General features: G+C 70.4%; 11 protein-coding genes and 1 tRNA gene. 3 read left to right on the forward strand and 9 right to left on the reverse strand.

Annotation, left to right across the window (positions count from 1 at the left end):
• Positions 1-59: 59 nt before the first annotated feature.
• Positions 60-135 (reverse strand) — tRNA-Lys (locus tag ITJ60_RS00165).
• A gap of 93 nt (positions 136-228) precedes the next feature.
• Between ITJ60_RS00165 and bcp the strand changes: the two genes are divergently transcribed.
• Positions 229-699 carry a thioredoxin-dependent thiol peroxidase gene (gene bcp / locus ITJ60_RS00170; RefSeq protein WP_123672221.1) on the forward strand — a complete coding sequence of 157 codons (471 nt, stop codon included), beginning with the start codon at positions 229-231 and terminating at the stop codon, positions 697-699.
• A gap of 73 nt (positions 700-772) precedes the next feature.
• Here bcp and ITJ60_RS00175 read toward each other — a convergent pair whose 3' ends face one another.
• Complete coding sequence (locus ITJ60_RS00175; RefSeq protein WP_111085962.1) at positions 773-1,195, reverse strand: hypothetical protein; 423 nt, start codon at positions 1,193-1,195, stop codon at positions 773-775.
• Between the two features lie 260 nt (positions 1,196-1,455).
• Here ITJ60_RS00175 and ITJ60_RS00180 point away from each other — a divergent pair, with 260 nt between their 5' ends.
• Positions 1,456-1,704, forward strand: a complete 249-nt coding sequence (locus tag ITJ60_RS00180; RefSeq protein WP_017888820.1) for a WhiB family transcriptional regulator — start codon at positions 1,456-1,458, stop codon at positions 1,702-1,704.
• A 369-nt stretch (positions 1,705-2,073) separates the two neighbouring features.
• On the opposite strand, the gene ITJ60_RS00185 is transcribed toward ITJ60_RS00180, so the two are convergent.
• Positions 2,074-3,573: a sensor histidine kinase gene (locus ITJ60_RS00185; protein WP_194646293.1), complete on the reverse strand. Its 1,500-nt coding sequence runs from the start codon at positions 3,571-3,573 to the stop codon at positions 2,074-2,076.
• Positions 3,574-3,691: 118 nt separating this feature from the next.
• Here ITJ60_RS00185 and ITJ60_RS00190 point away from each other — a divergent pair, with 118 nt between their 5' ends.
• On the forward strand, positions 3,692-4,132 hold the full coding sequence (locus ITJ60_RS00190; protein ID WP_194646294.1) for an Rv3235 family protein: 441 nt from the start codon (positions 3,692-3,694) through the stop codon (positions 4,130-4,132).
• 103 nt (positions 4,133-4,235) lie between these two features.
• Here the strand turns inward: ITJ60_RS00190 and secA are convergent, their stop codons facing one another.
• The 6 genes from secA to mtrA form a co-directional block, all read right to left on the reverse strand.
• Positions 4,236-7,019 (reverse strand): preprotein translocase subunit SecA, encoded by a 2,784-nt coding sequence (gene secA / locus ITJ60_RS00195; protein ID WP_194646295.1) that lies wholly within the window; start codon positions 7,017-7,019, stop codon positions 4,236-4,238.
• Between the two features lie 171 nt (positions 7,020-7,190).
• Positions 7,191-7,892, reverse strand: a complete 702-nt coding sequence (gene hpf, locus ITJ60_RS00200; protein WP_134195913.1) for a ribosome hibernation-promoting factor, HPF/YfiA family — start codon at positions 7,890-7,892, stop codon at positions 7,191-7,193.
• 160 nt (positions 7,893-8,052) lie between these two features.
• Entirely contained in the window at positions 8,053-8,751 is a 699-nt protein-coding gene (locus tag ITJ60_RS00205) for a ComF family protein (protein ID WP_194646296.1), read from the reverse strand.
• Positions 8,752-8,851: 100 nt separating this feature from the next.
• Positions 8,852-10,546: a GerMN domain-containing protein gene (locus ITJ60_RS00210; RefSeq protein ID WP_194646297.1), complete on the reverse strand. Its 1,695-nt coding sequence runs from the start codon at positions 10,544-10,546 to the stop codon at positions 8,852-8,854.
• The gene (gene mtrB, locus ITJ60_RS00215) at positions 10,546-12,243 is read right to left on the reverse strand and encodes an MtrAB system histidine kinase MtrB (RefSeq protein WP_194646298.1); all 1,698 of its coding nucleotides are present in this window, start codon (positions 12,241-12,243) and stop codon (positions 10,546-10,548) included. The genes ITJ60_RS00210 and mtrB overlap by 1 nt, the downstream gene beginning before the upstream one ends.
• Before the next feature lie 5 nt (positions 12,244-12,248).
• The gene (gene mtrA / locus ITJ60_RS00220; RefSeq protein WP_123292246.1) at positions 12,249-12,923 is read right to left on the reverse strand and encodes an MtrAB system response regulator MtrA; all 675 of its coding nucleotides are present in this window, start codon (positions 12,921-12,923) and stop codon (positions 12,249-12,251) included.
• Between the last annotated feature and the right edge of the window lie 21 nt (positions 12,924-12,944).

Genomic DNA, 12,944 nt, shown 5'->3' on the forward strand with positions numbered 1-12,944 from the left:
GTGCACACGCCCGGAACGCACGAAGGCCCCGACTCGATGAGTCGGGGCCTTCGTGGTCGTGGTGCACCCCCTCGGACTTGAACCGAGAACCCACTGATTAAGAGTCAGTTGCTCTGCCAATTGAGCTAGAGGTGCATGTTCCGGCTTCCGTGCCGCAACGGGAATCAACAATAGCATGGGTTCTGCGCCCTCACGACCACTCGTGGGCACCAAGCGAACAGGAGCACCATGACCGACCGTCTCGCCGCCGGCGACACCGCCCCCGACTTCACGCTGCCGGACCAGGACGGCGTCGAACACTCGCTCGCCGCACTGCGGGGCAAGAAGGTCATCGTGTACTTCTACCCGGCCGCGTCCACCCCCGGTTGCACCACCGAGGCCTGCGACTTCCGCGACAACATGTCGTCACTGCAGGCAGCCGGCTACGAGGTCCTCGGCGTCTCGAAGGACGAGCAGGCGAAGCTCAAGACCTTCCAGCACGAGCAGGCACTCACGTTCCCGCTGCTGAGCGACCCCGACCTGGCGGTGCACAAGGCCTACGCCGCGTGGGGCGAGAAGAACAACTACGGCAAGATCGTGACCGGCACGATCCGCTCCACGATCGTGGTCGACGAGGACGGCAGCGTGCAGCTGCCGCTCTACAACGTCAAGGCGACCGGACACGTGGCGAGCCTGCGGAAGAAGCTCGGCCTGGTCTGAGGACCGGACCACAGCGAGACGGGAGGCGCGGCGCCAGCTGGCACCGCGCCTCCCGTCCGTCTGTCGGTCGCGTCTACTCCACGGGACGCGCGAGCGCGGCCGTCACCGACCGCGACAGCACGAACGTGATGCCGAGCAGGGCGGGGATCAGCAGGACCCAGCCGACCGCCGGCTCGCGGAAGACACCCTGGAACGCGCCGATCGCGATCGCACCCTGCAGGACCTGCCAGACGATGATCCCCGAGCGCACCCAGGCGCGACGCTTCCACAGGCCGTTCAGGAGCGCACCGAGCCAGAGCGCCGCGACGGCCGACAGGATCGTCAGCGCGATCCCGGAGGCCAGGCTGGACGCCGGCGCGACGATCAGCTCGACGACCAGGACGACCGTGACCACCACGAGCGCCGCGAACTCCAGGCCGACCACCACCAGCAGGCCGATCAGCGCGCGTGAGCGTCGCTCAGGACGGTCGACCGCGGTCGGGTCGTCATCGTGCACAGTGATCCTCCAGCATCGGAACCCTTGATTTGCCCCTACCAGTATGGAACGATATTCGAGGTCGTTTGGACGGCACGATGTGGTGTGCGTCTCCCGTGGTTCGTCGCTCCTCCCCCGAGCGTCACGCGGGCGTCAGACTCGCTTCCAGCGGACTCCTCCCCACAGTTGTCCCCTCATGCCTCATGCATGGTCAGCGTTCCGATCCCCCGAACCCCGGCCCCGGCCTGCCGTTCGAGCATCGACATCAAGGAGCACCACACATGGACTGGCGTGACAAGGCAGCTTGCCTCACCGCGGACCCCGAGCTCTTCTTCCCCGTCGGGAACACCGGGCCCGCCGTCGATCAGATCGAGAAGGCCAAGTCGGTCTGTGCGCGCTGCACGGTCACCGAGATGTGCCTGCAGTACGCCCTCGAGAACAACCAGGACTCCGGTGTCTGGGGTGGCCTCAGCGAGGACGAGCGTCGTGCGCTGAAGCGTCGCGCCGCCCGCGCCCGCCGCGCTTCCTGACCCGGGCCGGTTCCCGCAGGACACACCGACGCCCGTCGTCCCTTCGGGGGCGGCGGGCGTCGTCGTGCGTGTGGGCGGCAGCGACCGTGGCGCGGGGCGGGGCGGCACGCCGTGCGCTGGTCCTCGGGGTTCCACAACCTGCCGCGCGCCGACCGTCGAGGTTCCACAACACGCGCGATCGCCCGCCGAGATGCGCAGATCTCGGAACCTCACGAGCGGGCGCGGAGGCGGGTGCCCCGCCGAAGCGGGCGCCCGTGCGCGCCCCCGCAGGGGCATTGCGCCCCGAAGAGCCGGGGCGCGATGCCCGTGAGCGGGCGCGAACCCGACGCGCCACTCCCGCGGGCGCGGCGTCACAGCGCGGCGCAGGGGCTAGGCGGGAGCGGTCAGCCAGCGGAACGGGATGGTGATCGTCACCTCGGTGCCGCTGCCGGTCAGGGTGTGCCAGTCGATGGTGCCGCCGAGCTCACCCTGGATGAGCGTGCGGACGATCTGGGTGCCGAGACCCGACCCCACCTTCCCCTCGGGCAGGCCCACGCCGTTGTCACGGACCTCGATCTCCAGGTGGTCGTCGAACCGGCGGGCGACGATCTCGACCTCACCGTCGCGGCCGTCCAACCCGTGCTCGACGGCGTTCGTGACGAGCTCGGTGAGCCCGAGGGCGAGCGGCGTGGCGGCCTCGGACGGCAGGACGCCGAACTCGCCGGTCTTCTTCGGGTGCACGGTCGTGTTGTGCGACGCGGCGACCTCGGTGACGAGCTTGAGCACCGAGTCGAAGACGTCGTCGAAGTCGACCGTCTGGCTCAGGCCGCTCGACAACGTGTCGTGCACGACGGCGATGGCTGCCACGCGGCGCATGGCGTTCTGCAGCGACGTACGTGCCTCGTCGGAGTGCGTCCGGCGAGCCTGGATGCGCAGCAACGACGCCACCGTCTGCAGGTTGTTCTTGACGCGGTGGTGGATCTCGCGGATCGTCGCGTCCTTGGTGATGAGCTCGCGCTCCTGGTGCCGGAGCTCGGACACGTCGCGGCAGAGCACGATCGCACCGATGCGGTCGCCGTGGTCGCGGAGCGGGATCGACCGCAGCGACACCGTCACGCCCTTCGACTCGATGTCGGCCCGCCACGGAGCGCGACCGGTGACGACGAGGGGCAGGGACTCGTCGACATCGAGCTGCGCGCCGATGAGCTCGGTGGTGACCTCAGCGAGGGACTTGCGCTCGAGTTCCCCCTCGAAGCCCATCCGGTTGAAGGCGCTCAGGCCGTTCGGGCTGGCGAACGTCACGATGCCGGCGGTGTCGAGGCGCAGCAGACCGTCGCTGGCGCGCGGCGCCCCGCGGCGCGGACCGGCCGGTGCGCCGAGGTCCGGGAAGTCACCCGTCGCGATCATGCCGAACAGGTCGTTCGCACTCGCGGTGAAGTTCAGCTCCTGGCGGCTCGGCGTCCGCATCTCGTCCTGGTTGGAGTGCCGCGTGACGACGGCGATCGGTCGCTCGGTGGTCTGCGCACTCTTGGCGCTGAGGCGCCGGAGGACCGGGATCGCGCGGACCCGGGTGGGGGTGTCCTCGTACCAGTCGGGCTCGGCCGAGTCGACGACGCGGGCGCCGGCGAAGCTCTCGGTCACCTGACCGCGCCACTCCTCGCGGATCTCCTGCCCGACGATGTCACGGTAGAACAGCGTGGCCGCGGAGCTCGGTCGGGCGTGTGCCACGGCGACGAACGAGCCGTCCTCGGCAGTCGGCACCCACAGGACCATGTCGGCGAAGGACAGGTCGGCGAGGAGCTGCCAGTCCCCCACGAGCAGGTGGAGCCACTCCACGTCGGCTTCGGAGGAACGGCCTTGCGCGAGGACGAGGTCACTGAGGGTCGACACCCCGCCAGTCTAGGTGCGCCGACTTGTGGAGAACGTCGTCCTCTCCACAGGTCCATCAGCTTTGTATTTCTCATGTTGCACGCCCCATACGCTCGCTCCAGCAACGGAAGGGGCAGGGGTGGCGGAGCAGGCACGCCGGATCGACCACACGACGACGACGGCGCACTCGCCGCCGCTCACGATCGTCGAACCAGAGCCGGTCGAGGAACCAGCGAGCGGTCCACCGGACCCAGCGGACACCGCACGCGCCCTGGGACTGTGCGTCGCCGAGGTCCTGACCGGGGCCCGCGAGGTCGACAGCATCGCCCGCTGGATCACCGACGACGTGCACCGACACCTGCAGCACCGTGCAGCCGTGGCCGCGCACGCCCGCTCGGTGCGCCGTCGGTCGCGGAGCCGAGCGGTGCTGCGGGTCGGCAGCGTGCTCGTCTGCCGACCGGCGGACGGCGTCGCCGAGGCCACGGTCGTCGTGCACACGCGCAGTCATGCACGCGCCGTGGCGATGCGGTTGGAGACGCGGGACGGCAGGTGGCGGGCGACCGCGATCGGCGTCCTGTAGCCGTCCGCCGTCGGCGCACGTGGTGCGCTTGGTGAGCAGAAAAGGTCGGGTCCCGACGCGGGACCCGACCATTTCTGCTCACGATGCGCTCTCGCGCCGGACGCTAGTTCTTCTTCGACGCCTGACGACGCTCGGCGCGGTTGCCGGCCGCGGCGGCCTGGCCGGAAGCCGTGGCCGCGTTGCCGAACGCGGAGCCCTGCTCGGGCTCGGCAGCCGCCTCGGCCTCGGCCTGGGCCTGCTGCGCACGCGCCGTGGCGGCCTGCTCGAGCCGGCCCTTCTCGTCGCGCACCTCGACCTCACCGTCGATCGACGGCGCCGAGTACTCGAGGCCGGAGACCTCGTCCTCGCCGAGACCCTTGGCCTCGATGACGGCGTTCTCGCCGTCGGACTGCACCTGGACCTCGAGGTTGAACAGGTAGCCGACCGACTCCTCGCGGATCTGGCCCATCATCGTCTGGAACAGCGCGTAGCCCTCGCGCTGGTACTCGACGAGCGGGTCACGCTGCGCCATCGCGCGGAGGCCGATGCCGTCCTTGAGGTAGTCCATCTCGTACAGGTGGTCGCGCCAGCGGCGGTCGATCACCGACAGGACGACACGACGCTCGAGCTCGCGCATCGCCTCGTCGCCGAGGAGCTCCTCACGCGTGGAGTACGCCAGCTTGGCGTCGGAGAGGATCTCACGGCCGAGGAAGTCACGCGATGCCTTGCCCTTCGAGCCGGCCTCGGTGATGACCTCGTCGATGGAGATGGAGATCGGGTAGAGCGTGCCGAGCTCGGTCCACATGGCGTCGAGGTCCCAGTCGTCCGGCGAGCCCTCGCCGGTGTGGGTGTCGATCACGTCGTCGATGACGGCCTTGAGGAACGACTGCGCGCGGTCGTGCAGGTCGTCGCCCTCGAGGATGTGGCGGCGGTCGCTGTAGATCGCCTCGCGCTGCCGGTTCAGGACGTCGTCGTACTTCAGGACGTTCTTGCGGATCTCGGCGTTCCGGCCCTCGACCTGTGCCTGGGCGGAACGGATCGCACGGCCGACGAGCTTGTTCTCGATCGCCAGGTCGTCCGGCACGTTCGAGCGGCCCATGAGGCTCTCGGCGGCACCGGAGTTGAACAGGCGCATGAGGTCGTCGGTGAGCGACAGGTAGAAGCGGCTCTCGCCCGGGTCACCCTGACGGCCGGAACGACCGCGCAGCTGGTTGTCGATGCGGCGCGACTCATGGCGCTCGGTGCCGAGGACGTAGAGCCCACCGGCCTCGCGGACCTTGTCGCCCTCGACCTCGACCTCGGCCTTGACACGGGCGAAGACCTCGTCCCACTCGGCCTCGTACTCGTCGGGGGTCTCGGTCGGAGACAGGCCCTTGGCGTGCATCTCCTGCACCGCGAGGAACTCGGAGTTGCCACCGAGCATGATGTCGGTGCCTCGGCCGGCCATGTTCGTCGCGACGGTGACGGCGCCGAGGCGACCGGCCTGGGCGACGATCGCGGCTTCACGCGCGTGGTTCTTCGCGTTGAGGACCTCGTGCTTCACGCCCTTCTTGGCGAGGAGCTTCGACAGGTACTCGGACTTCTCGACGCTCGTGGTGCCGACGAGGACGGGCTGGCCCTGCTCGTGGCGCTCGGCGATGTCCTCGGCGACCTGCTCGAACTTCGACTTCTCGTTCTTGTAGACCAGGTCGGTCTGGTCGATGCGCTGCATCGGCTTGTTCGTCGGGATCGGGACCACGCCGAGCTTGTAGGTGGACATGAACTCGGCCGCTTCGGTCTCGGCGGTACCGGTCATGCCGGAGAGCTTCTGGTACAGCCGGAAGTAGTTCTGCAGCGTGACCGTGGCGAGGGTCTGGTTCTCCGCCTTGACCTCGACGTTCTCCTTCGCCTCGATCGCCTGGTGGATGCCCTCGTTGTAGCGACGGCCCATCAGGATGCGGCCGGTGTGCTCGTCGACGATGAGCACCTCGCCGTTCATCACGACGTAGTCCTTGTCGCGCTTGAACAGGGCAACGGCCTTGATGGAGTTGTTGAGGAACGAGATGAGCGGGGTGTTCGCCGACTCGTACAGGTTGTCGATGCCGAGGTAGTCCTCGACCTTCTCGATGCCGGGCTCGAGCACGCCGACGGTGCGCTTCTTCTCGTCGACCTCGTAGTCCTCGCCCGGGGTCAGGCGCTTGGCGATGGAGGCGAACTCCGTGAACCACCGGTTGGCCTCGCCCGAGGACGGGCCGGAGATGATGAGCGGCGTGCGCGCTTCGTCGATGAGGATCGAGTCGACCTCGTCGACGACGGCGAAGAAGTGGCCGCGCTGCACCATGTCGGAGGCCTGCCACGCCATGTTGTCGCGCAGGTAGTCGAAGCCGAACTCGTTGTTCGTGCCGTACGTGATGTCCGCGGCGTACTGCTCGCGGCGCTCCGCCGGCGTCTGGTTGGCGATGATGCAGCCGGTCGTCATGCCGAGGGCGCGGAAGACGCGACCCATGATCTCGGACTGGTACGACGCCAGGTAGTCGTTGACCGTGATGACGTGCACGCCGCGCGACGGGATCGCGTTGAGGTACGCCGCCGTCGTCGCGACGAGGGTCTTGCCCTCACCGGTCTTCATCTCGGCGATGTTGCCGAGGTGCAGGGCCGCCCCGCCCATGAGCTGCACGTCGAAGTGCCGCATGCCGAGGGTGCGCTTCGCTGCTTCCCGCACGGCGGCGAACGCCTCGGGGAGCAGGTCGTCGAGGGTCTCGCCGTTGGCGTACCGCTCGCGCAGTTCCTTCGTCTCGTCCTGGAGTTCCTCGTCGGTGAGGCTCGAGAAGTCGTCCTCGAGGTCGTTGATCGCCGAGGCGTACGCCTTCAGCCGGCGGACGGTGCGTCCTTCGCCGATGCGGAGGACCTTCTCCAGCACGTTTGCCACGTGAGCTCCTTACGGGGTCGTCGTGCGCGACCTGCGCGCCCGATCGACCAGTCATGCTAGCAACCCCCCGGTGCCGTGCGCTGTGAGGGGCGCCGGTGTGGGGGCAGCGGTGTGCGCGGCCCGCGAACGGACCGCGCACACACGGGTCGGACGGTGTCCGGAGCGATCGCGTCAGGCGAGCGCTGCGGCCGGCTCGGCGTCCACCGAAGCCGTGGCACCGGTCTGGTCGTCGATGCCGATCACGCCGTAGTCCCAGCCCTTGCGTCGGTAGACGACGCTCGGGCGGTGGGTCTCGGCGTCCACGAACAGGTAGAAGTCGTGTCCGACGAGCTCCATGAAGTACAGGGCGTCGTCGACGGTCATCGGGGCGGCCTCGAAGACCTTGTGCCGGATGACCACGGGGCTGTAGACCTCGTCGTCCTCGTCCTCCGGTGCGTCGGCGTCGACGACCGGGACCGCGCCGGTGGCCACGTCCTCGATGAGGCGGCCGTCAGCGGGGACCACCCCCATGCCGTCGAAGCCACTGCCGGCAGCCTCGGCCACCGAGGTCGGGCGGTGACGACCGCGGTGCACCTTGCGCCGGTCACGAGCACGACGCAGCCGTTCCATGATGCGGGCGAAGGCGAGGTCGAAGGCGGCGTACTTGTCGGACGCCGCGGACTCCGCCCGCACGAGGGGGCCGGGACCGATGAGCGTCAGCTCGATGCGGTCCTCGCCCTGGCTGCCGCCCGACTTCTCGTGGTGGCGGCTGATGCGCACCTCGAAGGCGAGCGCACGGTCAGCGAGCACGTCGATCTTCTCGGACTTCTGTTCGACGTAGGTGCGGAATCGGTCGGTGACCCCGACGTTCCGGCCTGTGATCGTCACGTCCATGTCGCGGCTCCCATCGAGCTTCGGCGCGTCGCCTCCATCCGGCGAACCCGAACGCCTTGCCGCGAGGCTAGACCCGCCGCAGGTCCCCCGTCACGGTGCGTCGGCGAGTCCGCCGGACACCCACCGGACGCACAGCGGTCACCCGGTGTTCACCGAGCCGTCAGTCCTCGACGCTCGCGACGGCCACGCACCGGACGACCCGCCCGCCCGCGGCGCGGACCGCCCGCACGCCCTCGGCCATCGTGACGCCGGTCGTCACGACGTCGTCCACGAGCACCACGTCCCGCCCGTCGACCCCGCGCGCCCGCAGCGTGCCGACGGTCGCGGCGACCCGCTCGATCGCCGTCCGTTCCTTCTGCCCCGGTCCCCCGCTCGCCGGTCCACCCCGGACCCGCGCCCGTCGGAGCCTCCCGGTGCCACGGACGCCGCCGCGGGCGAGCAGCAGCACCACGGGGTCGAACCCCCGACGCCGTGCCCCCGCCCGTGACGGTGGGATCCGCAGCACGACCGCACTGACCGGAGCCTCGGCGAGCGCGACACCCACGAGCGAGCCGAACCGGGCGCCGAGCGGCCGTGCGACGTCCACCCGACCGCGGAGCTTCAGCTCGAGCAGCAGGGTCCGGACGAGTCCCTCGTACTCGAAGGCGGCGTCGAGCCGCACGCCCGCGACGAGCCGGACCCGGCGCGGGCGCGCGGCCAGGGCGGCGCGGCAGGCCCGGCAGAGCGCACGGTCCGGGCGTCCGCAGCCCAGGCACTCCACCGGCAGGAACAGGCCGAGCACCGCGAGCGCCGCGTCACGCCACGGCGTGAGCGGGTCCACCGTGGACCGGTCCTCGGTGAGCGGGTCCTCGGTGCGCATACGACGAGTGTGGTGGCGACCGGACGGCGGTCGTGGGCCGACGGTGCGGACGGTGGACGGGCCTCCCGGCCGGGGTGGGTGTGGAGGGGTGACCGCGGCGTCAGCGCTGGACGCCGAGCACGTCCGCGGTCACGCCGGTGGTGTCCCAACCGCCGCCGGTCGACTGCAACACCGACCCGCTCGACATCCGGAGGAACAGCGCACCACCGCTCCCGCCGCTGATCGAGGTCGCCCGGCCGTCGGGCTTCGGCAGGGTGCTCGACTGCCCGCCGATGGTGGTCCGGACGACGTTCGGTCCGGCCGTGGTCTGCCCGACCGACGCCACGTCGGTGTCGCTCACCCACGTCGCCCCGACGGCGTCGCCGGTGGCCGCCTGCACGCGGACGGCTGCGCCGAACGACGTCGGGGAGCGGTCGGACCCGCGGATGATCGCCATCACGTACAGGCCGGGACCGTCGGCGGTCTGGATCAGGGCGAGTGCCCGGGTCGAGTCGCGGGACACCTGGAACGACACGAGGTCGCCGCGCGGCAACGTCGTCGCGACCTGGTGCGGGTCGCCGCCGAGGCCGTAGGCGGTGATCCGGCGGGTGTCCGAGGACTGGCCGACCCAGACGAACCCGAGGTCGTCGATCGCGGGGGCGACGAGGTCCTCGCGGGCGTCGACGCGCAGGTGGTCGTCGCCGCGGACGACGACGGCACCGTCGCGGTTGCCGACGGCGGCCGTGGTGCCGGAGGCGGACAGCGAGATCGACGTCGGGTCGAGGCCGGCCACGGTGTCGCCGACGCCGCCGCCGAGCTTCGAGACCTTGCCGGTGCCCGAGGCCGCGTAGCCGACCACACCGTCCTCGTCGACGAGGGGGCGGGGGTCGACGTCCGGGTTCTGCTGCGCGTTCGCCCCGCTCGAGTCCGGGACGGACAGGCTCGCGCCCTCGATGGTCATCGACACCGACGAGATGGTGGCGACCGAGGCGAGCGACTTGCTCAGCTGCTCGCGCATCCGGACGCGATCGACGGTGCTGGCGCGCAGGGCGTCGCTGGACAGGTCGACGAGTGCTGTGCCGCTGTCGATGGTGACCGCGTTCAGGGAGAGCTGGGTGCCCTCGGGGAACGACGAGACCACGGCGCCCTTCAGCCAGTCGGCGGGACCGGCCATCAGCGCGCTGGCGATGCGGGTGCTGGTGGACGAGCGGGCGAGGAACCAGCGCTCGTCGGGCACGAGGAACCGGAACGTCGGGTCGTAGAAGTACAGGGCGTGCTGCTGGAAGACGGAGTCGAAGCTCACCGGGGACAGGATGATGCCGTCCGGGGCGTAGGCGATGCGCCACTCGCCGTCCTCGCGGGTGAACTGGAACGTCAGCGTGGACGAGGTCGGGCGGACCGCCTGGGTGTACTCCCCCTCGGAGTCCACCGTCGCGCTCGCGGTGAGCGTGTAGGTCAGCTCGCGGTCGTCGGCGCGCTCGACGGTGCCGCTGCCGTCGCGGATCGTGACGCCCCGCCGCGGGTTCCACTGCTGCGAGAAGTCCGATGCGAGGAACTGCCGGGCGATGGCGTAGTTGTCCTGCGCACCGGTGGCCGCCGCGATGAACCCGCGCAGGATCGCCGTCTGGTCGGAGCCGGTGATCGGCTTGTCCGGCCGGAAGTCGACACCGGAGAGCGACTCGTCCTTGATCGTCTGCCCGGTGCGGACGGCGCCGTCGACGGGGATCGCGGCGCAGGCGGTGAGCGCCAGTACGCTGACGGCCGCCAGTGCTGCGGCGACGACGTGCCGGAAGCGGGGACGGAGACGGGGGCGCATCAGGACTCCTCTCGCACGGCGCGGGGGCCGTCGTACGACTCGTCGAGCTCGGGCAGCGGGATCGCCGACGTCGCGGCGGTGACCTGTTCGTTGCGGGGCAGGGTGAGCACGAAGGTCGACCCCTGACCGGGGCGCGACCACACGTCGATCCGACCACCGTGCAGCTTCGCGTCGCCCAGGCTGATCGCGAGACCCAGGCCGGTGCCGCCGATGGTGCGCTTGCGGCTCGGGTCGGCACGCCAGAACCGGTCGAACACCCGTGCTGCGTCCTCCGGCGGCATGCCGACGCCCTGGTCGCGCACCGCGATCGCAACCGTGCGGGCGTCGCTGTCGACGACGACCTGGACGGGCTTGGCGTCACCGTGCTCGATCGCGTTGCCGACCAGGTTGCGCAGGATGCGGCGGACGCGCTTGGCGTCGAGCCGCATCGTGGTGTGCCCGCCGGGAGTGGCGAGCTGCAGGTCGATGCCGGCGCGTTCGGCCAGGGGGCGGAACTCCTCGACGATGTCCGCGGCGAGCGCCGCCGGCACCGACGGCTCGGTGTCGAGCTGCACGGCCTGCGCGTCGTAGCGGGAGATCTCGAGCAGGTCGGCGAGCAGCAGCTCGAACCGCTCCACCTGGGCGTGCAGGAGCTCGGCCGAGCGCCCGACCGAGGGCTCGAACGCGTGCCGCGAGTCGAAGAGCATGTCGCCGGCGAGCCGGATGGTGGTGAGCGGCGTGCGCAGCTCGTGGGACACGTCGGACACGAAGCGCTGCTGCACGCGGGAGAGCTCGGCGAGCTGGGTGATCTGCCGGCTGACCGCTTGAGCCATGCCGTTGAAGCTCCGCGCGAGGGTCGCCAGGTCGTCCTGTCCGCGCACCGGGATGCGTTCGTCGAGGCGTCCGGCGGCGATCTTGCGGCTCGTCTCCGCCGCCTCGCGGATCGGGACGACGACCAACCGGACCACGAGCGACGTCACCAGGGCGATGAGCACCATGAGCGCGACGCCGCCGATCGAGAGCGTCTGCGACACGAAGTCGAGGGTCTGCTGGGCATCGGACAGGTCGTAGACGAGGTACAGCTCGTACTGGCCGGCGCTCGGGATCTGCAGCGTCGAGCCGACGGCCAGCCCGGGTACGCGGCGGCCGTCGTCGTCGAGCCGCACCGGCTGCAGGCTGAGCTTGCCGGTGTTCGCACCGACCTCCTTGCGCAGGGCGTCGGTGATGACGGCGTCCGGGAAGTCCTGGCTCGCGATGGTCTGCAAGGTCTGCGGGGTCGACTGGTCCGGGCTCCGCTCGATCGCGATGCTCGTGCCGCCGGGGCTCGTCGTGTTCGACAGGATCGCCTGTTGCGCCTCGTTCTGCAGCGTCTCGAGCTCCGACTGGTTGTTGTCCTCGGCCGCGGTGGCGGCGTCGAAGATCCCCTGCGCGACGATGGTCGCGCGGGCCGACTCCGACTCGATCTGGTCGCGGCGCTGCGAGTAGACGTTCGTCGAGATGCTCACCATGACGGCGGTGCCGATGATCCCGACCGCCAGTCCGGTCGTCATCACGGTGATGGCGACCGAGCGGAACATCAGGGACCGACGCCACACGTAGGCGACGGGCCGCCAGCCGCGACGGACCCAGCGGCGCATCCGTCGTCGGCCGCGGCCGACCACCCCGATCGACACGGTGGCCGTGCCGGGAGCGGTGCCGGCGGGCGGGGCGGGCGGCACGGCGGTCAGGCTCCTCCGGCCCGGTACCCGACACCGCGGACCGTGGTGACGGTCTTCGGGTTGTCCGGGTCGTGCTCGATCTTCGCGCGCAGGCGCTGGACGTGCACGTTCACCAGGCGGGTGTCGGCCTTGTAGTGGTAGCCCCACACCTGCTCGAGCAGCATCTCGCGGGTGAAGACCTGGTTCGGCTTCTCGGCGAGCGCCCGGAGCAGGTCGAACTCGAGCGGGGTGAGCGCGATGACGGTGTCACCGCGGCGGACCTCGTGCCCGGCGACGTCGACCGTCACGTCCCCGACGTGCAGGACGGTGGCGTCGGTGGCGCTCGGCCGCAGCCGCGTGCGGATGCGGGCGACGAGCTCCTTCGGGTTGAACGGCTTGACGACGTAGTCGTCGGCCCCGTTCTCGAGCCCGAGGACGACGTCGGCGGTGTCGCTCTTGGCGGTGAGCATGATGATCGGCGTGCCGCTCTCGGCACGGATGCGCTTGCAGACCTCGATGCCGTCGATGCCCGGGAGCATCACGTCGAGCAAGACGAGGTCCGGCTTCGTGCTGTGGAACGCGTCGACGGCGTCGTTGCCGTCGGCGCTGAACTCGGGTTCGTAGCCCTCCGAGCGGAGGACGATGCCGATCATCTCGGCGAGGGCCTGGTCGTCGTCGACGACGAGGATGCGCGGTGTCATGTGATGTGGACTCCGTGTGGC

The organism is Curtobacterium sp. VKM Ac-2884, assembly GCF_015350945.1.
Lineage (GTDB): Bacteria > Actinomycetota > Actinomycetes > Actinomycetales > Microbacteriaceae > Curtobacterium.